Source organism: Pseudomonas sp. RG1, assembly GCF_025910115.1.
In the GTDB taxonomy this organism is placed as follows: domain Bacteria; phylum Pseudomonadota; class Gammaproteobacteria; order Pseudomonadales; family Pseudomonadaceae; genus Aquipseudomonas; species Aquipseudomonas atacamensis.
Map to the genome: position 1 here is coordinate 59,785 of NZ_JAPCIK010000006.1, position 24,759 is coordinate 84,543.

The window sequence follows — 24,759 nt, forward strand, 5'->3', positions numbered from 1 at the left end:
GCTGCGATTTTTTTTGCCTGCCTTTTGACCCTTAATCATTCAGATCAATAGTGCTGTCACGCGAAGAACGTGGTGGATATTATCGCCGTCATATCGATTCATGCCTGTCGCCAACGTTTTCGTGGAGCCTCTCGATGCCTGTTCAAGCCCTGTTCAAACCGTTCCATCTCGGTGCCCTCGAACTGCCGACCCGCGTGGTCATGGCGCCAATGACCCGTTCGTTTTCGCCGGGCGGTGTGCCGAATTCCAAGGTCATTGAGTACTATCGCCGTCGTGCGGCCGCCGGGGTTGGTCTGATCATCACCGAAGGCACCACCGTCGGCCACATCGCGTCCAATGGCTATCCAAACGTGCCGCAATTTTTCGGTGACGCGCCGCTTGCCGGCTGGAAAAAAGTCGTCGACGCCGTGCACGCCGAGGGCGGCAAGATCGTCCCGCAACTGTGGCATGTCGGCAGCGTACGTCGCCTCGGCACCGAGCCGGACGCCAGCGTGCCGGGCTACGGTCCGTCGGAAAAACTCAAGGACGGTCAGGTCGTTGTTCACGGCATGACCAAGCAGGACATCCAGGACGTGATCGCTGCGTTTGCCCAGGCTGCCAAAGATGCGCAAAGCATCGGCATGGACGGTGTGGAAATCCATGGCGCCCACGGCTATCTGATCGACCAGTTCTTCTGGGAAGGCAGCAACCAGCGCAGCGACGAATACGGTGGCAGCCTGGCCAACCGTTCGCGTTTTGCCATCGAATTGATTCAAGCAGTGCGCGCAGCCGTCGGTGAGGGTTTCCCGATCATCTTCCGCTTCTCGCAATGGAAGCAGCAGGATTACACCGCGCGTCTGGTACAAACCCCCGAAGCGCTGGGCGAGTTTCTCAAGCCGCTGTCTGACGCTGGCGTGGACATTTTCCACTGCTCGACCCGACGCTTCTGGGAGCCGGAGTTCGACGGCTCGGATCTGAACCTTGCTGGCTGGACCCGCAAGCTGACCGGCAAACCGACCATCACCGTGGGCAGCGTCGGCCTGGACGGCGAGTTCCTGCAGTTCATGGTCAACACCGACAAGGTCGCGCAACCGGCCAGCCTGGAAAACCTGCTGGAGCGTCTGAACAAAGAAGAGTTTGACCTGGTAGCAGTGGGCCGCGCGCTGCTGGTCGATCCGGACTGGGCGCAGAAAGTCCGTGAAGGGCGTGAGCAGGACATTCTGCCGTTCAGTCGTGAGGCGTTGATGACCTTGGTCTAAGCGGCGCCAGTTCGAACCATTCGCGAGCAGGCTCGCTCCCACCTTCGACCGCATTCCATCTGAAAGAATGCAGTACCCATGTGGGAGCGAGCCTGCTCGCGAAAGCTGTTTCTAAGTCGCCGAAAATCTAAGGTTGTGTCTGCGCCCCAGGCACCACCAGCTCCCCCACACAAGCCCCACGCAAATACCCCTCGAACTGCTCGATAATCGCCGCCCAGCCCTGGCGACTGCCATGCTGCCGCGCATTCAGCCGCACACAGCGCAACCGCTCATCCTCCTCCAGCAACCACGCCGCCGCCTCGCAAAATGCCTGCTCATCGCCGGGCATGGCTGACACGCCGTTGTAGCCGTGGCGAATATGCTGCGCCGCCGCTGCCTGATCATAGGCAACAACGCCGAGTCCCGAAGCCAGGGCTTCCAGCACCACATTGCCGAAGGTTTCGGTCAGGCTGGGAAATACGAACAGATCTCCTGAGGCGTAGTGCGCCGCCAGGGCTTCTCCCCGTTGCGCGCCGCAGAAGATCGCCTCCGGCAGTTCTTTTTCCAGCGCCGAACGCTGCGGGCCATCTCCGACCACGATCAGCTTCAGATGGCGCTGTGGATAAGTTTCGCGCAAACCTTCAAAGCAGCGTTTGAGCAGGCCCAGATTTTTCTCCGGGGCGAGCCTTCCTACGTGGATGACCGCGATATCTTTATCAGAGAGTCCCCATTGCTCACGCAACGCGCTCTGACGTTTGCTCGGATGAAACAACTGGCTGTCCACACCCCGCGACAACAACGCCAGCCGCTCGAAATGCCGCCGCTCCAGTTCCAGGCGCTGACTGGCGCTCGGCACCAGAGTCATTGCCGAACGATTGTGAAACCAGCGCAGATAATGCGTGAGCATCCGCGTCAGCAGGCCGAGGCCATACTGGCTGGTGTATTGCTGAAAGTTGGTGTGAAAACCGCTCACCACCGCAATCCCAAGGCGCCGTGCGGCGCGCAGTGCCGACAATCCGAGCGGGCCTTCCGTGGCGATGTACAGCACATCCGGGCGCTGGCGTTTCCAGCGGCGCAGCAATTTATGCATCGACGACTGGCCCCATTGCAGTCCCGGATAGCCCGGTAGTGGCCATCCGCGACACAGCAACAGTGCATCGTCTTCGCTGCGTTGCGGATCGATGGCCTGGCGCGGGCGCACGAGCTCCACCTGATGCCCACGTGCGCGCAAACCCTCGCACAAGCGGCCAAGGGTATTGGCCACGCCGTTGATTTCCGGTGGGAAGGTTTCGCTGATGAGGGTGATATGTAGAGCTGTCGTCATGACCTCAGTGTCGGCTGAGGCCATGTCGAGCTTGTTACGGTCGGATGATGGATTTGTGACGCGATCAGTGCTGGATCACCAGATTTTCGGCACCACGCTCGCGCACCCAGAACAACGTCGCCCCGGCTACCGCCGCCGGCATCATCAGGATATTGACCACCGGAATCAGCAGCACCAGATAGACGATCCCGCCAAAGCTCATGCTCTGCCAGCGCTTTTGCCGCAGCCAGGCGAGCATCTCGTTCCAGCCGAGTTTGTGGTTGTCCGCCGGGTAGTCGATGTACTGGATGGCCATCATCCACACGCCGAACAGCAGCCATAACGGCGCGGAGACGATATTTACCACCGGGATGAACGACAGGATGAACAGGCCAATGGCGCGCGGCAGGAAATAGCCAAGCTTGCGCATTTCCCGGGAGAGGGTGCGCGGGATCATCGCGATCAGTTCGCCCCAGCTGAACGCCGGGAAATCATCAGTGCCGCGCACCACCACTTCGACTTTTTCTGCAAGGAAGCCGTTGAACGGTGCGGCAATGATGTTGGCGAGCATGGTGAAGGTGAAAAACACCATCAAGGCCACGAGGACCACGAACAACGGCCAGAGGATATAGCTGAGGAAACTCAGCCATTCAGGCAACGACGGCATCAGCGTGTCGACCCACAGGCTGAACTGGTGGCCGGCCAGATAGATCAATCCGACGAACAGCACCAGGTTGATCGCCAGCGGCAACAACACGAACAGGCGCAGGCCAGGGCTCAGGACCAGTTTGAGGCCTTCGCGCAGGTATTGCGGGCCGGACAGAACAGGGGCGGGCATAAGGTGCTCCGAAGCAAGGGAAAACGCGCCGACGTTACCGGCTTTGCCCCAGCGGCGAAAGCGCGGCAGAGCAATCGACATTCACTGTAACAAAGAGGTCTATCTCATCAGCGTCTCGGCATAGAGACCACCTATGAGCTGGATTGTTAAACCGTATTTCCTTAATCTTGCCCCCCTCGATACGCTGCACCCAACTTTTTACAGGACTGTCGAGTTCAAGCCTTCCCCAAGGTGTCCACGGTCCTTTTTTATTCCGCCGGCCGTCCGGCGTCCGTGCCAGATTTTTCATGGCCGGCCAACAGGAGCAGATTCATGTCTGAAGTCCGTCATTCGCGAGTGATCATTCTCGGTTCCGGCCCCGCCGGCTACAGCGCTGCGGTCTACGCGGCCCGCGCCAACCTCAAGCCACTGCTGATCACCGGCATGCAGGCCGGCGGTCAACTGACTACCACCACCGAAGTCGACAACTGGCCGGGTGATGTTCATGGTCTGACCGGCCCGGTGCTGATGGAGCGCATGCGCGAGCACGCCGAGCGTTTCGAGACCGAGATCGTTTTCGATCACATCAACGCCGTGGACTTCGCTGCCAAGCCATACACCCTGACCGGCGACAGCGCGGTTTACACCTGTGATGCTCTGATCATCGCCACCGGTGCCAGCGCCCGCTACCTGGGTCTGCCGTCGGAAGAAGCGTTCATGGGCAAAGGCGTGTCGGCCTGCGCGACCTGCGACGGTTTCTTCTACCGCAACAAGCCGGTCGCTGTGGTTGGCGGTGGCAACACCGCTGTCGAAGAAGCGCTGTACCTGGCCAACATCGCCAGCACCGTGACTCTGATTCACCGTCGCGAAACCTTCCGCGCCGAGAAGATCCTGATCGACAAGCTCAACGCCCGTGTGGCCGAAGGCAAGATCATCCTCAAGTTGAACGCCAACCTGGACGAAGTCCTCGGCGACAACATGGGCGTCACCGGTGCGCGTCTGCGCAATAACGATGGCAGCTTCGACGAAATCAAAGTCGATGGCGTGTTCATCGCCATCGGCCACACTCCGAACACTTCGCTGTTCGAAGGCCAGTTGACGCTGAAAGACGGTTATCTGGTTGTGCAGGGCGGCCGTGAAGGCAATGCGACTGCCACCAGCGTCGAAGGCATCTTCGCTGCCGGTGACGTGGCTGACCACGTTTACCGTCAGGCCATCACCTCGGCCGGCGCCGGTTGCATGGCGGCACTGGACACCGAACGCTACCTGGACGGCCTGCAGAACGCCACGTTCTAAGACCGCAGGGCACAAAAAAAACCGGCCAGAGATTGGCCGGTTTTTTTGTGCACGCTCTTCCTGCTCCAACGCAATTCGATCGTTCCCACGCTCTGCCTGGGAATGCAGCCCGAGACGCTCTGCGTCCCAAAGCGGACGCAGAGCGTCCAATGAGGCATTCCCACGCGGAGCGTGGGAACGATCCGAATCCCGTTGTTAGCGACGGGTCAGGGGTTGTGCGGTGAATTCAACCCCGGCCAGGCCGTGCTTGATCAACGCGCGGATATTGCTGTGATCGCTGCCCTCAGGCGTCGCCAGCACCGAACGGTAATGCTCGCCGAACGCCAGCAGCGCTTCTTCATCACTCAGACCCTCAAGCAATGCCAGGCCCAGTGTCTTGCACGAACCTTCGTTCTGCCCGGCAGCGTTTTCCACGCCGCCGTTGTTGAATGCTTGCGGCTGGTAGTCGTAACCGGCGGCGATGAACGCCAGGGTGTCGGCGAAAACATGCTCGCCACTCTTGAGCCTGGCGCGCAGGGTGTTCAGATCAGTCATTGGGTTTTCCTTTGGCAAACGCTGCTTGCTGCGCGGCGCTGGCTTCTTGCTGGTATTGGGCTTTCCACTCGGCGTAGGGCATGCCGTACACCACTTCGCGGGCGTCATCGAGGCTGACCTCGATCTGGCGTTGATCGGCTTCGGCCTTGTACCACTTCGACAGGCAGTTGCGGCAGAACCCGGCAAGGTTCATCAGGTCGATGTTCTGCACGTCCTTGCGGCTGTCGAGGTGGGCGACCAGTCGGCGAAAGGCGGCGGCTTCGAGTTCCAGGCGTTGTTGATCAGTCATGGGGGTCTCTTCGAGACAGCTTTGAGCGGCAAGCTTCAAGCTGCAAGATGGGTGTCTGTGAGCAAAGTTTACAGCTTGCGGCTTGAGGCTTGAAGCTAGCGACTCGCCGCGAGCGTAATCGATACCGACTCGGCGAAGCGCAGGGCGTGCGGTTTGTCGACTTCGACTTCGGCGTACAGCACCGATGCATTGGTCATCACCAGGTCGAGCAATTCCTGGGTCAGGCGTTCGAGCAGGGCGAAGCGGTTACCTTCGACGTGGGCGATGATCGCTTTGGTGATGGTGCGGTAATTCAGCGCGTGGTCGATGTCGTTGTCACGCACCGCCTCCTGCGCCGCGTACAGAATGGTGAGGTTGATCAGCACATCCTGCTTGTTGAGGATTTCGTCCTCGTTGATGCCGATAAAGGTGCGCAGGCGCAGATCCTTGACCCGGATGCGCGCCATCCCCGGTTGAAGTTGTGGCATTGATTTGCTCCGTCCAGTCTATTGCAGGCGTTCTGGTGGATCTTACTCGACTCGCGGCCGAAGCGGGACGGCCTATTTGACGTGCCGTCCACCGTTGACGGTGAGGGTCGTGCCGGTGACATAGGGATTGTCGAGCAGATAGCGCAGGCTCTGATAGATCACCTCGCTGCCGGGCTCGATACCCAGCGCGGACTTGGCCAGCGCCTTGGTGCGGTACGCCGCGTCATCGTCGGGGTTGAACAATAACAGCGCCGGGGCGATGCCGTTGACCTTGATGGCCGGCGCAAAGCGCGCGGCAAACGACAGGGTCAGACTGTCGAGCCCGGCCTTGCTGGCGCAATAACCGATGTGCTTGCTGCTGCCTTTGCGGGTGACATCGTCGCTGATGTGGATGATGTCGGCAGGCGTCGAGCGCTGCAGCAACTCGGCGCAGTGCAGGTTGATCAGATAAGGCGCGAGCATGTGAATGTTGAACATGCGATTAAAGGCTTGTGCTTCGCTGCCCTGGGTTTCCGCCAGCCATTCGGAGGCGTTGTGCACAATCGCGCGCAAACTGTCGGTGTGCGCTTTCAATGAATCAATGAAGGCCAGTATTCCTGCCTCACTGGAAAAGTCCGCGAACAACGCTGTCGCGCCAAGATCGCGAAGGGCCTGCACGCCCGGTCGCTCGGTGCGGTAAGTGAAAATCAGCGGGTGGCCGTCCTCGATCAAGCGCTGCGCGCAGTGCAAGCCGACACGCTGGCCGGCGCCGGTGATGAGGATCGGGGCTGCGGAATCTGGCATGGGCGGCTCGCATCGCGGTTGAAGCGAAAACTATAACAGGCTCGCCGCCCGCTGCAGATCAGAGATTCTGCGCCGACGGTGCGCCAGCCAATGGCCGCGTCGGCGTGCTGTTCAACCAGTTCGCCAGCAGGCGCGTCGACAACGGGATGAAGAAATACACCATCAGCGGCGTCAGGCACGCCGTGCCGATCAATATCCGCGGCAACAGGCTCAACTCAGCCAGCAGTGGGCCGAGGATAAAGTTGAAAATCAGCGACACCGGGAAAAACGCAAGCCAGATCGCCACGGCCTGTTTCCAGCGCGGTGGGCGTTGCCCGGCAGCACCAAACCAGCCTTCAATGCCGCTGACCCGGTGCTCTTTGGGATGTTGGAACAAATCGCTGCCGCGGTTAAGCCAGGCGGTACGCGACGCCGAGTATTCCCAAGCATGCAGGGTCTGCTCATCGACAAAGCGAAAGATGATCTGGAATTCGTTGTCACCGGGCGGTGGCGCAAGGACGCCGGAACCCAGGTAGCCGGGGAAGTCGGTGGCCAGTTGTTCGCCTTCGCGCAACCATGCAATGAGATCGTGATAGCGGCCATCAGCGACGCGACGCGCTACCATCAACGTAACGGGGGAAGTAGACATTTTGTATCTCCGTATTTCGAGCGCGTCGTTCCGGGTAGGAACTTCGCCTGACGCAGGCCGGGGTAGAGGCCTGCGCTTTACAACAAGCAAGGATTATTCCTGATTTTGTCGATTAAACCAGCCATATTCGTCGCAGATCACTACTTGAAGGTTTCCAGTCCATCATGTTTAAAATGGGATCCAATAAACCGACATGGAAGTTGACCGCCAGATGCCTGTAATCACGGATACTCGCCCGGCCTCAACAGCACCCGGCACGCTCGAACGCGAAGAGCTGTTCCCCATCCGCGAAGTGGCGCGCCTCACCGGCGTCAATCCGGTGACCCTGCGGGCCTGGGAGCGTCGCTACGGATTGATCCAGCCGACCCGCACCGAAAGCGGGCATCGTTTGTATTCCATGAACGATATCGAGCGTGTTCGCAGCATCGTCGACTGGATCGATCGCGGCGTGGCCGTGAGCAAAGTCGGCAAGATCCTGGCGAAAACAGAGCCTCTGAAGGTGCTGGCAAACTTTATCCCCGATGATCATGTGCAGGCCGATTACAAGCAATGGCAGGAGCAGGTTCAGCAGGCGGTCAGTGAGTTCGACGATCAGCAGCTGGATCGCGTCTACGGACAGATTTTCTCGTCGTACACGCTGCCAGTGGTGTTCGAAGCCATCATCATGCCGTTGTGGCGGCAATTGCTGCAGCGCCAGGACGCTTTCGGGCAAACCAGCGAATGGTTGTTTCTCGACGGATTTCTCAGGGCGCGCGTGCTGCAGCGCATCGTCATGCTGCGGGGGGCTCAACCGCGCCGGGTGGTCGTCAGTGCGCTTGCGGGGCAATGCAGAGAGCTTGAGTTGCTGGTCGCGGCGCTGTTTCTCAGTGGCAACGATTCTGGCGTGCGGGTGCTGACTACGGGCCAGCCTTTCGATGAATTGACGCTGGTCTGCGAAAAGGTCAAGCCTGACGCGCTTGTGCTGTTTTCAAACCATGCCCCCGGTCCGGAGCTGCCCCGGCGCCTGAATCGTCTGGCACTGAGTCTGGATTGCCAATTAATGTTGGCCGGCGATGCCTCGGAACTGGCCGAAGACAGCCTGGCCGGTTCATCGGTGGCATGCCTGGGAAATGAGGGCGCGACAATGCGTCAACGCATGAAGCAATTCATGGCAGGCAAACTGGATACCTGAAACTCAGGCGTGAAGGGCGGGGTGGGTCAGGCGATGCTGTTGCAGGATGAACTGGCGCAAGCGCTCGGTTTCGTCGGCATCGGTCTGGCTCAGTTCGTAGGCGAAGAAACCTTGCTCGGTCTCACGCTCGAAATGGCCGCGCAACGAAATGCGCTCATAACCGGAAGGGCTGAACCACAGGGCGAAATGTTTCGGTGGTTTGGTCTTGTTGCGCACTTCCAGCAACACACCTTTGTGCGATACCTCGTGTACCCACAGCGTGCCGGGCTGGCCTTTGGCGTTTTCCAGCGCCACCGGCTCTTCCAGTACCAGGCGCCATGGGCGCACCATCGGGCCGTCTTCGTAGATGCTCGGCACACCGAGACGCAGATGCAGCGCGTGGAACTCGTCTTCCACCAGATGCAGCGGAAAAGTCATCTGTTGATTTTCGAAGTTGGCCTGGATCGTCACCTGCTCGTGAGCAGCCAGACGTGTCAGCAGGTCACGGATCTGCGAACCACCATTAACCAGCAGACTCGACGTTGCATCTCGCACGTTAAGTTGCGGGTTGTGCTGCATGGTCTGGATGAAATCCAGCTCGTCCTGGGTGAGGAGGGCGTCGCGTTGCATGGCTAACTCGAAGTGAATAGTTACAAAGTCATTGGTGATTGTAGTTAATGACCATCAGTTCGCGGTTTTGTTTGCGCCGTTCGTCGCTTTCAACGCCGCTAGCTCGCTTTGCAGCGCCGCCACTTGTGCTTCCAGCTGCGCAACCCGCTGCTGCGACTTGACCTGAAGCGTTACATCTTTTTGCACGCCGATGAAATAAGTCTGCCCGTCATCGGCATTTTTTATCGTCGACAATGACAATTCGTTCCAGAACGGCGTGCCATCCTTGCGATAGTTGCGCAGGATCTCCCGGCAGGAACCGCCTTCACGCAATGTCTCGCGAATAAGCTGCAGACTTGGTTGATCACGGTCTCCAGCCTGCAAAAAACGACAGTCCTGGTAGAGGATTTCCTCACTGCTATAACCGGTCATGCGCTCGAAGGCAGGGTTGACGTAAATAAGGATGTTGTCCTGCTCGCCTTCCTTTTCAGCGACCACGATTCCGTCATTCGACGCATTAATCACCATTTGCAGCAGGCTGGCGTTGATCATCCGAGAATCCCTTCCGTTATGTCAGTGGCAGGCATTCTAGAAGAAAGCCGCGGACTGTCTATAGGCCAGCAGCTTGCATTGAGAGCCAATCGCAACTTCGCGGCATGGGCTGTTACTATCGCGGCTCTTTTCTTAGTTCCAGGATCAGATTGATGAAAGTCGCCATCCTCTCAGGTTCAGTCTACGGCACCGCCGAAGAAGTCGCCCTCCACGCCCAGAACCTGCTGAAAGCCGCCGGCTTTGAAACCTTCTACAACTCGCGCGCCGCGTTGGCCGATATTCAGGCGTTCGGTCCCGAGGCCCTTCTGGCTGTGACTTCGACCACTGGCATGGGCGAGCTGCCGGACAACCTGCAACCGTTGTATTCGACCCTGCACGATCAGTTGCCGGCTTCGTTGCGCGGCCTGCCCGGCGCGGTGATCGCCCTCGGTGATGCCAGCTATGGCGACACCTTCTGCGGCGGTGGCGAGCAGATGCGCGAACTGTTTGCCGAACTGGGGGTAAACGAGGTTCAGGAAATGCTGCGCATCGACGCCAGCGAAAGCGTCACGCCGGAAACCGATGCCGAGCCGTGGCTGGCGCAATTGATTGAAGCGCTCAAGGGCTGATTGCGAGCAATAATTGCTGCACCTTCTAAGCGTTGTTGCATTGCAACGGATCCAGGCTGTTTGCCCGGCTGACTCGTTCAGTCATCAAGCTGGCTGCCAATGCAACTACGCGATGCCCTGCGCCTGACTAGACTGCTGACACGAGCAGAACAAGAAGAACGCAGAGGTGCATACAGTGAGCGTAGCCCCCGTCCAATCGTCACCGAACGTCAAAGATCAGGTCAGCGCTGCCGAGTGGCAGACCCGTGTCGATCTTGCCGCCTGTTACCGTCTGGTCGCGCTGCACGGCTGGGACGATCTGATCTTCACGCATATCTCGGCCAAGGTGCCCGGCACCGAAGATTTCCTGATCAATCCGTTTGGCCTGATGTTTCATGAGATCACCGCTTCGAGCTTGGTGAAAGTCGATCAGGCCGGCAACAAACTCATGGACAGCCCGTACGAAATCAACCCCGCCGGCTACACCATTCACAGCGCCGTCCACGAAGTGCGCCACGATGTGGTTTGCGTGCTGCATACGCACACTGCGTCAGGCGTTGCGGTGTCGGCGCAAAGGCAGGGGGTGCTGCCGATCAGTCAACAGTCACTGTTTGTGTTGTCGAGCCTGGCCTATCACGCCTACGAGGGCGTGGCCCTGAATCATGAAGAAAAGGCGCGCCTGCAAGCCGACCTCGGCGACAACAGTTTCCTCATGCTGCACAACCACGGTCTGCTCACCTGCGGCGGCACGATCGCCGACACTTTTCTGATGATGTTCACCTTCCAGCGAGCCTGCGACATTCAGGTCATGGCGCAGACGGGAGGGGCCGAACTGATCGCTATCGAACCGCAGATTCTCGCCGGCGCCAAGGCAATGATTGCCGGCGTCACCAAAAGCGCTCAAGGCATGGGCGGCGCGCTGGCGTGGCCGGCGCTGCTGCGCAAACTCGACCTGCAGGATCCGGGGTATAAATTCTAATGCCACTCGCCGAGATTCCTCTGAGTGTCTGGCGCAAGCGCAGCCGGACATTCGTTTTTCATGGCCAGTCGATCCGCTACTGGACAGTCGGGCAGGGTGAACCGCTGCTGTTGATTCATGGTTTTCCCACCGCCAGTTGGGATTGGCATTACCTGTGGCAGCCACTGGCGCAGCGTTATCAGGTGATCGCCTGCGACATGCTCGGTTTCGGCGATTCGGCAAAACCGCGCAATCACACCTATAGCCTGCTGGAACAGGCCGATCTGCAACAGGCACTGCTCGCCCATCTGCAGGTTGAACAAGCCGTGCACATCCTCGCTCACGACTACGGCGACAGCGTCGCTCAGGAACTGCTCGCGCGGCATTACGAAAAACGCATCGAAGTTGCCAGTTGCGTATTCCTTAATGGCGGTCTATTTCCGGAAACCCATCGTCCGTTGCTGATGCAGAAACTGCTGCTCAGCCCGATTGGCTGGCTGCTTGGCCGCGCCTTCAGCCGTGAGGCGTTGGTCAAAGGTTTCCGGCAGATCTTCGGCCCGCAGACCCAGCCCACTGAAAGCGAACTGGATGATTACTGGAGCCTGGTCGACAGCAACCATGGCCCGCGCATCATGCACAAATTGATCACTTACATTCCTGAGCGCCGGGTGCAGCGCGAGCGCTGGGTGGCGGCCATGCAGCGTGGTGATATCCCTTTGCGGGTCATTGACGGTGCAGTCGATCCGATCTCCGGCGTGCACATGGTCGAGCGATATCGCGAACTGATCCCTGATGCAGACACCGTGCTCTTACCCGGCATCGGCCACTATCCGCAAACCGAGGTGCCGGCGCTGGTGCTCAAGCACTATCTGGCGTTTCGCGATCGTCTGGTATTGCCTCCGCGCAAAGTGGCTTACTCCTGATTCTCGCCGAGAGCACGGGCTCTCGGCGTCCTGACACTCGATCATCCCTCAGCCTTATCGCGCACCATTCAGCCGCAGCCGTGTTCGTTGTGACCCAAAGCGCCGTGCCTGACACTCGGGGCAATATCCCTTGGCCTGCTGGAGTTGCCGCGATGAATGAACCTGTGCGTTTCGAAGATAAAGTCGTGATTGTCACCGGCGCCGGTGGCGGCCTCGGGCGTGCCCATGCGCTGCTGTTCGCCAGGCACGGCGCCAAAGTGCTGGTCAACGATCTCGGTGGCTCGACGCAGGGCGAGGGCGCCAATGCTTCGGCTGCCGACCGCGTAGTGGCGGAAATCCGTGAGGCCGGCGGTATTGCCGAAGCCAACCACGACTCGGTGACTGACGGCGACAAACTGGTACAGAACGCCCTCGATGCCTTCGGCCGCGTCGACGTCGTGGTGAACAACGCCGGGATCCTGCGCGACAAGTCATTTCACAAGATGGACGACGCCGACTGGGATCTGGTCTATCGCGTCCACGTCGAAGGCGCCTACAAGGTTACCCGTGCCGCCTGGCCGCATCTGCGCGAGCAAAACTACGGTCGCGTGATTTTCACTGCGTCGACTTCTGGCATTTACGGTAATTTCGGTCAGTCCAACTACGGCATGGCCAAACTCGGGCTTTACGGGTTGACCCGAACGCTGGCGATCGAAGGGCGCAAGAACAACATTCTGGTCAACGCCATCGCCCCGACCGGCGGCACGCGCATGACCGAGGGCCTGATCCCGCCGCAAGTATTCGAGCAATTGAAGCCGGAACTGGTCAGCCCGCTGGTGGTGTATCTGGCCAGCGAGCAATGCGAGGAAACGTCCGGCCTGTTCGAAGTAGGCGGCGGCTGGATGGGCAAGGTGCGCTGGGAACGCAGCCTCGGTGCCGGCTTCGATCCGCGCGAGGGGTTCTCGCCGGAAGACGTCGCGGCGCACTGGCAGCAGATTTGTGATTTCGAAGGGGCGGCGCACCCGAAGGACAATATTGAAGCGTTGAAGGAAATGATGGCGAATTTGCAGAAGTATTCGATTTGAAATTAACGGAGCCACCAACCCTCGCGGCGGGTGGCTCCAGTTTTCAAATGTATCTTTTTTCTGTCATGAACTTGGGCGGCTTCCAGTTAGGTCCCTTGATAGCTAGGCCCTTTTCTCCCTCCAGTAAAATCCCGGCAGCTAAGAGCCGAGCGTACGATGCTTCCAGGGTCCCATACTCGTCGATCAGGTCTCGATTGTGGCGTCTGATCATCATGTCCAGATGTGGCGTTGCCTGAAGTAACGCGAACACCGTGACTATGTCATCCAGAGGTTCATTTTTAACAATCATCTCAACGGTGCTCATTACCACATCTCCTTCAGCAATTTCTGGTAATCACGTTCTTCCTGCTCCATTGCTGCAGCCAGTGCTTCGGGCGTGTAGAGAAGCTCGTCAGGGTTGAAACTACGCCCACTGTGCTTCCCCTCTTCGGTCGCCCCGCATAAGGATTGAATGTGTAATGCATCCAGTTCTAACGGTGGAGGCTTTGGCATATTCATGTCCTTTTGAATGTGCGTTTTCACTCGCTCGAAAAGTGCGCACGGGTGGCGATGACGTCCGTGTCACCAGCGAATGGTTGAGGTGTTTCAAGTTACCTCAGAGTGGCGGTAATCAAATCCGAGAAGCCCGTCAGTAACAGGGCGTTATGTCGAAAGGGTTTTCACGGGTTTTTATCGATGCAGAGGGTATTCATCCGAGCTTCGAAGAAATGTCTGACGCGCTGATCGGAAGCGTTACCGAACCGCTATCCAGCCTTTTTAAACGCCCATAAAAAAGGCCGCTGCAAACGCAGCGGCCAAGGTAAGACGTTGGATCAAGGAGCTACAAATCAACGTCAGTGAACAGCGGGGCGGCAAACCGAAAACATCGATTTATCCAGAATCTGTAGCCAGTCGCTCGCGATTCAGCGTAGCGGGCTTCGCGCTTTGCGGCGTGTGCCGGGAAAGCGCGCTCAGAATAAGGTCTCAAGCCTGTAGGAAAAATACCGATTCCAGACATGCACTGTTACGGGGCGCGCAACAGTGGGGTGCCCATGAATGGCGCTGATGATGCGCCATCCAGCCAGCCCATGAACCGCTCAAGGCCCCGCGCTACAAGGCCATTCATCCTTTCGAGCGACAACGCAAATACCTCCTTGGTGCGCTTATCGACCGCAGCGACCGGCAGTAGGGTGGGGCCTTCTGTCACTCACCGGGGAAGACGCATGACAAAAACAACAATGCGCGCCATCTTCACACCGCAGGCGCTTGCCGCTGCGGTGGCTCTGGGTTGCGGCGCCCAGGCGCACGCGGTCGCCTTCAACATCGGCGAAATCGAAGGCACCTTCGACTCGTCACTTTCGGTCGGCGCGAGCTGGGGCCTGCGCGATGCCGACAGTTCGCTGGTCGGCACGGTCAATGGCGGCAGCGGACAATCGTCCACCGGTGATGACGGGCGCCTGAATTTCAAGAAGGGCGAAACCTTCTCGAAAATCTTCAAGGGTATCCACGACCTCGAACTGAAGTACGGCGATACCGGCGTGTTCGTGCGGGGCAAATACTGGTACGACTTCGAACTCAAGGACGAAGACCGCGAGTTCAAACAGATCAGCGACAGCGGCCGCAAGGAAGGCGCCAAGTCTTCCGGCGCGCAGATCCTCGATGCCTTCGTCTATCACAACTACGCCATCGCTGATTTGCCCGGCACCGTGCGGGCCGGCAAGCAGGTGGTGAGCTGGGGCGAAAGTACCTTCATCGGCAACTCGATCAACAGCATCAACCCGGTCGACGTCTCGGCATTCCGCCGTCCCGGTGCCGAGATCAAGGAAGGCCTGATTCCGGTGAACATGCTGTTCGGTTCGCAGAGCCTGACCGACAAACTTTCGGTCGAAGGCTTCTACCAGCTGGAGTGGGACCAGACCGTTCTCGACAACTGCGGCACCTTCTTTGGCGTCGACGTCGCGGCGGACGGTTGCAACAACGGCTACACCGTCGGCAGCCCAGCGGTGGCGCCACTGGTGCCGCTGACCACCGCGTTCGGCCAAGGCATTCAGGTCACCCGCGAGGGCGTGGTGATCCCCCGTGGCGGTGATCGCGATGCGCGCGATTCCGGGCAGTGGGGCACGGCGCTGCGCTGGCTCGGCGAAGACACCGAGTACGGCCTCTACTTCATGAACTACCACAGCCGTACGCCGACGGTCGGCACCACCACGGCGGGGCTGTCGACACTGGCGGCATTGCCAGGCATGGTCGGCATTGCCAACGGCCTCGCGCCTGGCAGCGGTGCGGGGCTGGCGCAAAGCGTGATGCTCGGGCGCGGTCAGTATTACCTCGAATATCCGGAAGACATTCGCCTGTACGGCGCCAGTTTCTCCACCACCCTGCCCACCGGCACCGCGTGGACCGGCGAGGTCAGCTACCGGCCGAACGCGCCGGTGCAGGTCAACACCAACGACCTGACCCTGGCGCTGGTCAACCCGATTGCCGGCGGCACCGCATCGCCACTCGCTACTTCGCCGGGTGCCGACAACAAAGGCTACCGGCGCAAGGAAGTCACGCAAATCCAGAGCACCCTCACGCACTTCTTCGATCAGGTGCTCGGCGCCGAACGTTTGACTGTGGTCGGCGAAGCGGCGGTGGTGCATGTCGGTGGTCTGGAGTCCCGCAGTGAGCTGCGTTATGGCCGTGATTCGGTCTACGGCCAGTATGGTTTCGGCGGCGATACCGACGGCTTCGTCACCTCGACTTCGTGGGGCTATCGCGCCCGGGCGATTCTCGATTACGCCAACGTCATCGGCGGGATCAACCTCAAGCCCAACCTGTCGTGGTCCCATGACGTCGCCGGTTACGGCCCCAACGGTCTGTTCAACGAAGGTGCGAAAGCCATCAGCTTCGGCGTCGATGCCGACTACCGCAACACCTACACCGCAAGCCTGAGTTACACCGACTTTTTCGGTGGCGACTACAACGTCCTCGAAGACCGTGACTTCGTGGCCTTGAGCTTCGGCGTGAACTTCTGATCTGCCCGAGAAGGATGACTGCAATGCGCAAAACGATTCTGCAATGTGGCGTGCTGGCCTTGAGTCTGCTGGCCGCCAACGTGATGGCGGCGGTGTCGCCGGATGAGGCGAACAAACTCGGCACCAGCCTGACCCCGCTCGGCGCCGAGAAGGCCGGCAATGCCGACGGATCGATTCCGGCCTGGACCGGCGGCATCCCGAAAAACGCCGGCGCAGTTGACAGCAAGGGCTTCCTCGCCGACCCGTTTGCCAACGAAAAACCGCTGTTCACCATCACCGCCGCGAACGTCGAGCAGTACAAAAGCAAGCTCTCCGATGGCCAGGTGGCGATGTTCAAACGCTACCCGGAAACCTACAAGATCCCGGTCTACCCGACCCACCGCACCGTGGGGGCGCCAGCGGAAATCTACGAGGCGGCCAAGCGCAGCGCGCTCAACGTCAACGCGATCAACGATGGCAACGGCCTGGCCAATTTCACCGGCAATCGCTACTACGCTTTCCCGATTCCGAAGAACGGCGTCGAGGTGCTGTGGAACCACATCACCCGTTATCACGGTGGCAATCTGCGGCGGATCATTACCCAGGTCACGCCGCAGACCAACGGCAGCTACACGCCGATCCGCTTCGAAGAAGAGATCGCCGTGCCGCAACTGATGAAAGACATCGACCCGGAAAAAGCCGCCAACGTGCTGACCTTCTTCAAGCAATCGGTGACCGCCCCGGCGCGGCTGGCCGGTAACGTGCTGCTGGTGCACGAAACCCTCGATCAGGTGAAGGAACCGCGTCTGGCGTGGATCTATAACGCCGGTCAACGCCGGGTCCGGCGCGCACCCCAAGTGGCCTATGACGGCCCGGGTACAGCGGCCGATGGCCTGAGGACTTCCGACAACTTCGACATGTTCTCCGGCGCGCCGGATCGCTATGACTGGAAACTGGTCGGCAAGAAGGAAATGTACATTCCCTACAACAGCTACAAGCTCGACTCGCCGAAGCTCAAGTACGACGACATCGTCAAGGCCGGGCACATCAATCAGGACCTGACCCGTTACGAACTGCACCGCGTCTGGGAAGTGATCGGCACGGTGAAACCGAACGAGCGGCACATCTACGCCAAGCGCCACATGTACATCGACGAGGACAGCTGGCAAGTGGCACTGGCCGATCACTACGACGGTCGCGGGCAACTGTGGCGCGTCGCCGAAGGTCACGCGCAGTACTACTACGATCATCAGGCCCAGGCATACACGCTGGAAGCGCTCTACGACATCATCGCCGGCCGCTACATTGCGTTGGGCATGAAGAACGAAGAGAAGCACAGCTTCGAATTCGGCTTCGAAGCCAAGGCCGCCGATTACACACCATCGGCTCTGCGCGCCGAGGGCGTACGCTAACGGGTCTGCTGTACCGCTGGACAAAAGGCGACCGCACGGTCGCCTTTTTTATGGCCATCAATCAGCGTGCTGAATACTTGTCAACAAGGGCGCGGGAGAGGGCTAGGGTGAGCGCACAACGATAAGAAGGCTCACCCGATGACCGCCATGACCCCGTGCCTGGATCGACCCGGATTTTTGCCCAGGCTTTCTTCGCATCATCAACCTCGCAGCCGTTTGAGCGCACCTTTGCTGGCATCCAGCGCGCGGGTGAAGCTGTTGTGCGCGCCCGCGGGCAGTGGCAAAACCGCACTGCTCACCGAATGTCTTCTTCAGGTGCGTGCAGAATGCAAGGCCATCTGGCTGCCGCTGGCGGGAGCGGCGCTCAGCACCGAAGAATTGTGCCTGCGTCTGACGCGGGCGCTCGGGCTGGTCGAAGGCCTTGACGATACGCAACTGATGGCGGAGCTGGCCCATTGGTCGAGGCCGACGTCGCTGTTCATCGACGATTACAGTCGTCTGCCGGATCCGGCTGTGGATGCGCTGCTGGATCGCCTGCTGGCGGTCAGCAGCCCGGCGCTCACCTGGTGGGTCAGCACTCGGCGCCGGCCGCAGTGCAACTGGCCGCGGCTGTTGCTCGATGACGAACTCTACGAATTCGAAAGCGCCAGCCTGGCGCTGACTCACGATGAAGTGGTATCGGTGTTGCACCATTTGCCGCCAGACCAGGCCGAGCGTGTCGCTGCCCGTATCATCCAGCGTACCGGCGGCTGGTGCGCGGGGGCGCGCATGGCGCTCCTGCAAAAGTGCGATTGGTCGCAAAACCTGCAGCCGCAGCAGCGTGTCGACACTCTGCTCGATTATCTGCAGCACGAACTCTTCAGCAACCTGACCCCGGAGCAGGACGAGGCATGGCGTGTGCTGGCTCATCTGCCACGGTTCAACGCGCCGTTATGCGAGCATTTGTTCGGCCCTGGCGAAGGCGCTCAGCTGCTGCGTGATCTGCAAGTGCTGGGCTGCTTCATCGAGCCTTGGCAAGCGTCCGCTGACTGGCTTCAGGTGTTCCGCCCGCTGTCGCGAATCATCCAGGAGTCGCATTGGCCGTGTGCGCGTTCCTGGCACCGGCGTGCCTGTCAGTGGTTCAGCGCGACGCAGGATTGGCGAGCGGCGTTCGAACAAGCGTTGTTGGCCGAGGAATACGAAACTGCCGTCAGCCTGTTGCAGCATTTCAGCTTCGAAGACTTGTTCGAAGACCAGACGGTCGTCCTGCTGTTGCGTTTGCACGAGCAGCAAAGCCAGCAGCTGACCCTGATGACACCCCAGCTGATCGTGCTGGTCACGGGCGCCTTATTGTTTGCCGGCCGGTTCGAACAGGCCGGGCAATGCCTGGCTCATCTCGGCCGCTTCATGCCGCAGCCGACAGCGCAACTGGAGCAGCAGCTGCTGGCCCGCTGGCAGGCGCACCAGGGATGGCTTTTCCACCTGCAAGGACAGATGGAGCCGGCACGCGCCTGCTTTCAGGAGGCGTTGTCCGCACTGGCTGACGATGCCTGGCAGGCCTGTGTGATGTGCCTGTCGGGACTGACCCAGCAGGCGTTGCTGTGCGGTGAACTTGATCAGGCCCATGCCCTCAACCGCGAGGCGCTGTGCCTGGCGCGGGCTCACGGCTCTCTGTTGTTTGAGGGGTTGCTTGAGCTTGATCATGCGCAATGGCTCGAGCAGCGAGGCGCGCCTTTGCGTGCGGAAAGCCTGCTGGTGGAGATCGAGCACTTGCTGCGTCAGCGCAGCATGGTGCCCACGCCGCTGCTCGGCCGTATCGCCTTGCGACGCGGACGACTGGCGCTGTGCATGGGCCTTGAAGAGCAGGCTGCGCAGTTGTTCAGCCAGGGTCTTGAAGATTGCCTGCGCAGTGCAGACAAACGAGTCTTGTACGGCTACCTCGGGCAGGCGCAACTGGCCGGCAATCGCGGCGATTATGCCTGCGCTTTCGAGCGCCTGCGCGAGGCCGAAAGGGTCATGCAGCAGCGGCAGATTCCCGATACGGTCTATCGCGGTGTTGTGTTGCAGGTCAGCAGCCAGTTCTGGTTGCAGCAGGGCCGACCGCATCTTGTGCAAGAAGCGTTGAGCCGACTGTTACGGCATTACCGGGGGCCTTCTGCGTTGCAGGCGCCACCCGCGACGTTCGAACTGATTATTCGCATCGAATACCTGCTGGCCTGCGCGAATGCGCAATCGATCCCTGACGAAACCGCTCTGCCCACCATTGAACGATTGCTGAAACGCGCTCAGGCCAAAGGCATGTTGGCGGCGGAAACGGAGTTGCTGCTGGCCTTCGCCCAGTTGGCCGAATTGCACGGTGACACGGTGGCGGCGCAGCAAGCTTTCCAGCGAGCCGCAATGCTGGCGGAGCGCTGCCGGTTGCAGCAAGCCATGCGCGAGTGGGAACTACGCCGAGGCAGCGTCGGCACGGCGTCTGGCAAGCAGATTCCTGTCTGGCTGAGCGATAACGCTGATCATGCCCCGGGCCTCAGTCGACGCGAGCGCGAAGTGCTGACATTGATTGCTCAAGGTGCTTCGAATCAGCAGGTTGCCGAACAACTGTTTATTTCATTGCATACAGTAAAAACCCATGCGCGACGTATTAACGGAAAGTTGGGTGTGGAGCGCAGAACTCAAGCGGTGGCAAAAGCAAAGTTGATGGGGATACTGATTTAGATTATGAAGTTTTGCAGTACAAAAGATTGCATGTGTTTGTTGGCATGTTTTGTAAATTGTTCGCCCTTCAAGTTGCCTGGAAAAGAAACTACCTTGCAGCTATCTACAGCGGCTGTGTTCGCAGCTCTGGATAGTCAAGTAAGGAAAAGATGTGGTCAAGTTATATAAAAGTCTGATGCGTGGTTCTTTGGGTGAGCAAGTTACCTGGCCTGAAGAGTGGGAAAAGGCAATCCAGGCAAAGGAAGATCTATTCAAGATCGTCGACGCCATGCCGAGCGTGCTGGATATTCTTCGCAGCATGCTTGACAGTGAATTGAAGCGTTTGGGCAAGACAATCGATATTGACAATGTTTACATCAATACGGACTCGGCTTTTCCCGATAATGGAAGTCGTCCTTCTGGCACTCTTTGGGAAGTGACTGTTCATTGTCTTGATAATAATGTCAGCCCCGCTTACACAATGGGCGGTGATGGGGTTTATTCTCTGCCGGACACCCGGAATGAGCAGTTCAAGGTCAATGCTCTCAATGTCCTTATTGTCGAGGATCTGATTGCTGCGGTGACCACCGGGTTGCAAAAGACATTGCAAACCGAGATCGCAAAGTTCTGGGCGGCGCCAGTCAGGTCCATGCGACCGGAAACGGCACCGTTGTCTAATAAGCAGGCTTTCATCGAAGCCTGCGCCGTGGTCACCAGTGCAGAGCTTTCGCTGTCGGTCATGGCCAACAATTTTGACGCCTGGTTGGGCGAGCGATTCGCTCATCTGCTCGACGCAGATGGCGGTCGCGCAGCGTTTGAAGTCAGGCTGCAACCTGAACAGGATTACCTGCTGTCGCTTCAGCCTTGTTTCGTTCTGGACAACGCCGAGCGTGCGGATGCAGAAATGCCGCTGGTGAATGAGTCAACCTCTTATCTCCTGCATACGCCGGAAAACGGCTTTGAATTTTTTGAAAAAAATATCGATCTGCATAGCAAACTTCAGCAGCGACTGTCCCTGGGTGGAGACCAGATCAGGTATCTGAAAGCTGCGCAAAGTCCTCATGCGTTTTGTGCCGAGGCTCACCTCAAAGGTCAGCTTGAAAGTGTTTCACTCTTGATCGGCGGCCAGGAACAACTGGCAAAACCGCTGACTTCCATGCTGCAGGACAATCAAGGCCTGCATGTGCTGCGTTACGGCATCGAAACCCGCTTCTATCTGCTTTGGGCTGCATTGAAACGCACCGACTGGCCGCTATGGCTGCATGCCGCGGGTAGCGATATGCAACAGCGCTATAGCGAGCTTGAAGAGTCGCGGGATCAATACCAGGCTGTCTACTCAAACACCTTCGATGCCTGTTTTTCATTCAAGGATTATGTAATTCGCACATTCGCCGAATGGGCGGACAGGGTACTTGGTGAACAACTGGATCCGGAATCGATAAGTGTCCATAGCTCGTACAGTCTGCAAATTGCCGGGCGTACTATCGAACAGGAAGAAACCCGGACGCTGACGGAGTTTATTGTTTTCGGGCTGCACGACACTGGTTATAAAGCGGCTCTGACTATCATCGGCGCTCCTGCCGGAAGTCGGCTGACGGCAGTAGCGCTTGAACAGTGGCTGGAAAATCGTAACCTGCGACTGGAATTTACCGGCAGTCTTGCATACTCGCCCTCGGTGGCTTACCAGGAGGCTTATCGCAACTATCTCTGCAGTCAGATGGAGTTCGCGGCTTTTGTTGCTCGTCACTCCGGGAAACTGGATTCCACTGATGCCAATATCATCGCGCGGGCCATGGCCAATGATCCTGCGGTGACTATTCAGGGGTTGAAAATCAGACTGCAAGCGCCAGCGCTGAAAGACGTTCTGATGATTTCGGCCAAAGAATACGTGCCGTCGCTGATGCTGGTCAAAACAGCTGGAGGACAATTCGAACTGCAGAAATTTCCCGATATCTACGCCGCGAACCGCTGGCTGGAGTCGGCATTGTCGGCGGATCGTGAATACGCCGCATTGATGATCCATCCCGACTACCTGCAAGAGGCGGGTGAGTTGCTTGGCAGCGCTGGCACTCAACTGAGCTATCGCTACACGATTGATAGCCGGCCGGTCGATTTTTATCTGAACGCCAAAGCACCGTTGGCGGACTACGCGAATGTCGCCTACCGAGCCGAAGTTGCCCTGCACAAAGCCATTGCACCGGCCGGTTATCGCGCGCTTGGCTTCGAGGGCCGCAAGCGCTATTCGCGTCTGAGCACCGAATTCAAGGCACTGTCCATGGTTGAGGCGCGAGACAATGGTTTTCCGACATTCGAGCAATTCACTTACGACTCGGTGAAAGCTCAGATCGAAGACATTTTGCGTTCGCGTGGCAGTAACGTTTCGGTCAATCCCGACCAGATCATTGTGCAAACCGAAGACTTTCGTAAGAGCGTTACCGACGTTTTGCTTGAAGGACTCGCTTTTGAAGCGGCGCATCCAGCCTACGAAACGAAATTCAGCCCGAAATACTATTTGGTCAACGGCCATCCCATCGTTGAAAAACTGGACATCCGCGACCTTTCCTCGCTGTCGAAAACATTCCGACCCGGCGACAGATATACCGCGATGCTGAAAGAGCAATATCAGAACAAGGCGCATCCTGATTACTCATTCAAACGCGCTGTACACGCCCGGAAAATCCGCTGTGAGATGTACCGCAATGCATTTGCCGACTATACCAACGGCAGATTAACCACTGAATCTTTCTCTGCTGTCCAACGGATTATCGACAATCTGAAAGAAGGTGGCGGCTATCCATCAATCGTCAATAGCGTCTCCGAAGGCGACATCGGGCTGTATAAATTCAACATCGGCACGCTGGGTCTGACGGCTGCCGGTGACCGTACAGTTGGCGGCGTTTATATTTTTCGACTGAAGTTATCGTCAGGTTTCTTCGACTTGCTCTATACGCCTGACGCGCCGGATCAAGTCAGCTTCCGGCCGATCGCTGATTTCATTCCTTCGATTCGTTTTCGCAAAGGCCCGTTCAGGACCTACTACAGCGAGCGGATACTGCTGATTGACCAGAAAGTGATCAATGATTACTTCGATAATCTGGTCGCAACGGTTGATACCCGACCGGTCATTCGCACGCAGCAGCGTTCGTTACTGCCCGATCTGTTCACTTTCCACGACGAGCGAGTGCGCCGTGTATTGAGTGACATCGACGAACGGACCACCAGTCTCAATGAAATAATTGCCGCCCTGGTTTATGAAAACCTGTTGAAGGCCGCAAACATCGTCAGCCTGGTGGTGCCACCCGTAGGCACTGTGGTGGTGGCTGTGCAGGTGATGAAAAGCATCTACGACGCGTCGCAGTCGCACCGACGGGGTGATTATTCCGCCGCGCTGGGGCATGTGCAGGATGTATTGAGCGGACTGCTGACATTGGGTCAGGCTGCAGCGGCGGGGGCGCCGGTTAAAGAACTTACCCGTGCGCAACGCTCGTTTCTAAGTCTGTTTGAAGACGCCCGCACGGTCGCGGAACTCGTCACGTATTACACCGGCCATGAAGACCCCGCCGATGAGCTGATCGGTTTCTTCAAGTCACTGATGCAAGAGGGTGACACCGCATTGAGCAAGACCACGGTGCGTTGAGTCGTTTCGAGCGCACATAAGCATTACTTAACTTTCGTAACCCATGCGCCAACTCACGGCCCGCGTCGCAGCCAACAACCGCTGCGCCGCCGGGCCGTTTTCGTCGGCGTGGAACAACGAGGTCGGGCCGACGATGGTCAGCACCGCAGCGATCTGCCCGACCGCGTTGAACACTGGCGCAGAAAGCGCATCCACACCCGGCATCAACAAACCATGCACGTGATGCAGACCGCGTTCGCGGATCTGTTCACACAGCGCTGCATAGGCTGTTTCATCCTTGAGCGGATGCTCCGCGACAGCGATTTCCTGCTCGCGCAATTCATCGGTTTCCCGGTGCGGCAGGTAAGCGCTGAACACCAGCCCGGTGGACGAGCTGAGCAGCGGCAGCACCGAACCCAATTGCGTCACCACCGTCACCGCGCGCACCGCCGGTTCGATATGCACCACGGTTGCGCCCTGATTGCCCCACACCGCGAGAAAGCAGGTTTCGTTGAGTTCGTCGCGCAACTCGGACAGCGGCAGGGCGGCGACTTTCAGCACGTCCATGCTGTTGAGTGCGGCCAGGCCCACCCGCAGCGCTTCGCGACCGAGGCCGTAATGGTTGGTGGCGGCGTTCTGTTCGGCAAATCCCGAAGCAATCAACGCCTGCAGATAGCGATGCACCTTGCTCGCCGGCATCTGCACGTGTTCGGCCAGACGCGACAGCGAAGTCGACGGTGACAACTCGGCCAAAGCCTTGAGGATGTCGGTGCCGACCTCGGCGGAGCGGACTTTCTGTTTGCCGTTGCTGTCGCTGGTTTTTTCCATGGGGCTGGCGGTTCCGGTTCGAATGGGCGTCTTTATAGCTTGACGCTGGATAGCGAGCAAATTACGTTATGCGTAATC

23 protein-coding genes are annotated in these 24,759 nt (G+C 58.8%); 11 read left to right on the forward strand and 12 right to left on the reverse strand.

Annotated elements, in window-relative coordinates:
* Nucleotides 1-134: 134 nt before the first annotated feature.
* Entirely contained in the window at nucleotides 135-1,238 is a 1,104-nt protein-coding gene (locus OK411_RS05370) for an NADH:flavin oxidoreductase (protein ID WP_122508236.1), read from the forward strand.
* A 127-nt stretch (nucleotides 1,239-1,365) separates the two neighbouring features.
* Here OK411_RS05370 and OK411_RS05375 read toward each other — a convergent pair whose 3' ends face one another.
* Both OK411_RS05375 and cysZ read right to left on the reverse strand, forming a co-directional pair.
* Nucleotides 1,366-2,565, reverse strand: a complete 1,200-nt coding sequence (locus tag OK411_RS05375) for a glycosyltransferase family 4 protein (RefSeq protein WP_024011633.1) — start codon at nucleotides 2,563-2,565, stop codon at nucleotides 1,366-1,368.
* 40 nt (nucleotides 2,566-2,605) lie between these two features.
* The gene (cysZ, locus tag OK411_RS05380; RefSeq protein ID WP_264364540.1) at nucleotides 2,606-3,358 is read right to left on the reverse strand and encodes a sulfate transporter CysZ; all 753 of its coding nucleotides are present in this window, start codon (nucleotides 3,356-3,358) and stop codon (nucleotides 2,606-2,608) included.
* A gap of 312 nt (nucleotides 3,359-3,670) precedes the next feature.
* Here cysZ and trxB point away from each other — a divergent pair, with 312 nt between their 5' ends.
* On the forward strand, nucleotides 3,671-4,633 hold the full coding sequence (gene trxB, locus OK411_RS05385) for a thioredoxin-disulfide reductase (protein WP_016771656.1): 963 nt from the start codon (nucleotides 3,671-3,673) through the stop codon (nucleotides 4,631-4,633).
* A gap of 195 nt (nucleotides 4,634-4,828) precedes the next feature.
* On the opposite strand, the gene OK411_RS05390 is transcribed toward trxB, so the two are convergent.
* The 5 genes from OK411_RS05390 to OK411_RS05410 all read right to left on the reverse strand — a co-directional run bounded on the left by OK411_RS05390 (nucleotide 4,829) and on the right by OK411_RS05410 (nucleotide 7,334).
* Nucleotides 4,829-5,167 (reverse strand): HopJ type III effector protein, encoded by a 339-nt coding sequence (locus tag OK411_RS05390; RefSeq protein WP_122881963.1) that lies wholly within the window; start codon nucleotides 5,165-5,167, stop codon nucleotides 4,829-4,831.
* On the reverse strand, nucleotides 5,160-5,456 hold the full coding sequence (locus tag OK411_RS05395) for a DUF1244 domain-containing protein (protein WP_016771654.1): 297 nt from the start codon (nucleotides 5,454-5,456) through the stop codon (nucleotides 5,160-5,162). Before OK411_RS05395 ends, OK411_RS05390 begins: the two co-directional genes overlap by 8 nt.
* Before the next feature lie 95 nt (nucleotides 5,457-5,551).
* On the reverse strand, nucleotides 5,552-5,923 hold the full coding sequence (gene folX, locus OK411_RS05400; protein WP_016771653.1) for a dihydroneopterin triphosphate 2'-epimerase: 372 nt from the start codon (nucleotides 5,921-5,923) through the stop codon (nucleotides 5,552-5,554).
* Between the two features lie 72 nt (nucleotides 5,924-5,995).
* A complete protein-coding gene (gene folM / locus OK411_RS05405; protein ID WP_217879346.1) occupies nucleotides 5,996-6,706 on the reverse strand; it encodes a dihydromonapterin reductase in 711 nt (236 codons plus the stop codon).
* A 58-nt stretch (nucleotides 6,707-6,764) separates the two neighbouring features.
* Nucleotides 6,765-7,334 (reverse strand): antibiotic biosynthesis monooxygenase, encoded by a 570-nt coding sequence (locus OK411_RS05410; RefSeq protein ID WP_217879347.1) that lies wholly within the window; start codon nucleotides 7,332-7,334, stop codon nucleotides 6,765-6,767.
* Nucleotides 7,335-7,545: 211 nt separating this feature from the next.
* On the opposite strand from OK411_RS05410, the gene OK411_RS05415 reads away from it, so the two are divergent.
* Nucleotides 7,546-8,505, forward strand: coding sequence for a MerR family transcriptional regulator (locus tag OK411_RS05415; RefSeq protein WP_038861127.1), 960 nt, complete (start codon nucleotides 7,546-7,548; stop codon nucleotides 8,503-8,505).
* Nucleotides 8,506-8,508: 3 nt separating this feature from the next.
* Here the strand turns inward: OK411_RS05415 and OK411_RS05420 are convergent, their stop codons facing one another.
* Both OK411_RS05420 and OK411_RS05425 read right to left on the reverse strand, forming a co-directional pair.
* The gene (locus tag OK411_RS05420; RefSeq protein WP_024011639.1) at nucleotides 8,509-9,114 is read right to left on the reverse strand and encodes a hypothetical protein; all 606 of its coding nucleotides are present in this window, start codon (nucleotides 9,112-9,114) and stop codon (nucleotides 8,509-8,511) included.
* 54 nt (nucleotides 9,115-9,168) lie between these two features.
* Nucleotides 9,169-9,645 (reverse strand): PAS domain-containing protein, encoded by a 477-nt coding sequence (locus OK411_RS05425; protein WP_264364541.1) that lies wholly within the window; start codon nucleotides 9,643-9,645, stop codon nucleotides 9,169-9,171.
* 152 nt (nucleotides 9,646-9,797) lie between these two features.
* Between OK411_RS05425 and OK411_RS05430 the strand changes: the two genes are divergently transcribed.
* From OK411_RS05430 to OK411_RS05445, 4 genes are all read left to right on the forward strand, one after another.
* Nucleotides 9,798-10,253 (forward strand): flavodoxin, encoded by a 456-nt coding sequence (locus OK411_RS05430; RefSeq protein WP_024011641.1) that lies wholly within the window; start codon nucleotides 9,798-9,800, stop codon nucleotides 10,251-10,253.
* A 175-nt stretch (nucleotides 10,254-10,428) separates the two neighbouring features.
* On the forward strand, nucleotides 10,429-11,211 hold the full coding sequence (locus OK411_RS05435) for a class II aldolase/adducin family protein (RefSeq protein ID WP_024011642.1): 783 nt from the start codon (nucleotides 10,429-10,431) through the stop codon (nucleotides 11,209-11,211).
* Complete coding sequence (locus OK411_RS05440; RefSeq protein ID WP_136491964.1) at nucleotides 11,211-12,113, forward strand: alpha/beta fold hydrolase; 903 nt, start codon at nucleotides 11,211-11,213, stop codon at nucleotides 12,111-12,113. The genes OK411_RS05435 and OK411_RS05440 overlap by 1 nt, the downstream gene beginning before the upstream one ends.
* A 152-nt stretch (nucleotides 12,114-12,265) precedes the next feature.
* A complete protein-coding gene (locus OK411_RS05445) occupies nucleotides 12,266-13,177 on the forward strand; it encodes an SDR family oxidoreductase (RefSeq protein ID WP_136491965.1) in 912 nt (303 codons plus the stop codon).
* Between the two features lie 43 nt (nucleotides 13,178-13,220).
* Here OK411_RS05445 and OK411_RS05450 read toward each other — a convergent pair whose 3' ends face one another.
* Entirely contained in the window at nucleotides 13,221-13,481 is a 261-nt protein-coding gene (locus OK411_RS05450; RefSeq protein WP_264364542.1) for a hypothetical protein, read from the reverse strand.
* Nucleotides 13,481-13,669 (reverse strand): hypothetical protein, encoded by a 189-nt coding sequence (locus OK411_RS05455; protein ID WP_136491966.1) that lies wholly within the window; start codon nucleotides 13,667-13,669, stop codon nucleotides 13,481-13,483. Before OK411_RS05455 ends, OK411_RS05450 begins: the two co-directional genes overlap by 1 nt.
* Nucleotides 13,670-14,379: 710 nt before the next feature.
* Between OK411_RS05455 and OK411_RS05460 the strand changes: the two genes are divergently transcribed.
* From OK411_RS05460 to OK411_RS05475, 4 genes are all read left to right on the forward strand, one after another.
* Nucleotides 14,380-16,173, forward strand: a complete 1,794-nt coding sequence (locus OK411_RS05460; RefSeq protein ID WP_038860649.1) for a DUF1302 domain-containing protein — start codon at nucleotides 14,380-14,382, stop codon at nucleotides 16,171-16,173.
* Nucleotides 16,174-16,196: 23 nt separating this feature from the next.
* Nucleotides 16,197-17,564: a DUF1329 domain-containing protein gene (locus tag OK411_RS05465; protein WP_264364543.1), complete on the forward strand. Its 1,368-nt coding sequence runs from the start codon at nucleotides 16,197-16,199 to the stop codon at nucleotides 17,562-17,564.
* Between the two features lie 138 nt (nucleotides 17,565-17,702).
* Nucleotides 17,703-20,258 carry a LuxR C-terminal-related transcriptional regulator gene (locus OK411_RS05470; protein ID WP_264364544.1) on the forward strand — a complete coding sequence of 852 codons (2,556 nt, stop codon included), beginning with the start codon at nucleotides 17,703-17,705 and terminating at the stop codon, nucleotides 20,256-20,258.
* 151 nt (nucleotides 20,259-20,409) lie between these two features.
* Nucleotides 20,410-23,874 carry a dermonecrotic toxin domain-containing protein gene (locus OK411_RS05475; protein ID WP_264364545.1) on the forward strand — a complete coding sequence of 1,155 codons (3,465 nt, stop codon included), beginning with the start codon at nucleotides 20,410-20,412 and terminating at the stop codon, nucleotides 23,872-23,874.
* 27 nt (nucleotides 23,875-23,901) lie between these two features.
* Here OK411_RS05475 and OK411_RS05480 read toward each other — a convergent pair whose 3' ends face one another.
* Complete coding sequence (locus OK411_RS05480) at nucleotides 23,902-24,681, reverse strand: IclR family transcriptional regulator (protein WP_024011648.1); 780 nt, start codon at nucleotides 24,679-24,681, stop codon at nucleotides 23,902-23,904.
* Nucleotides 24,682-24,759: the final 78 nt, after the last annotated feature.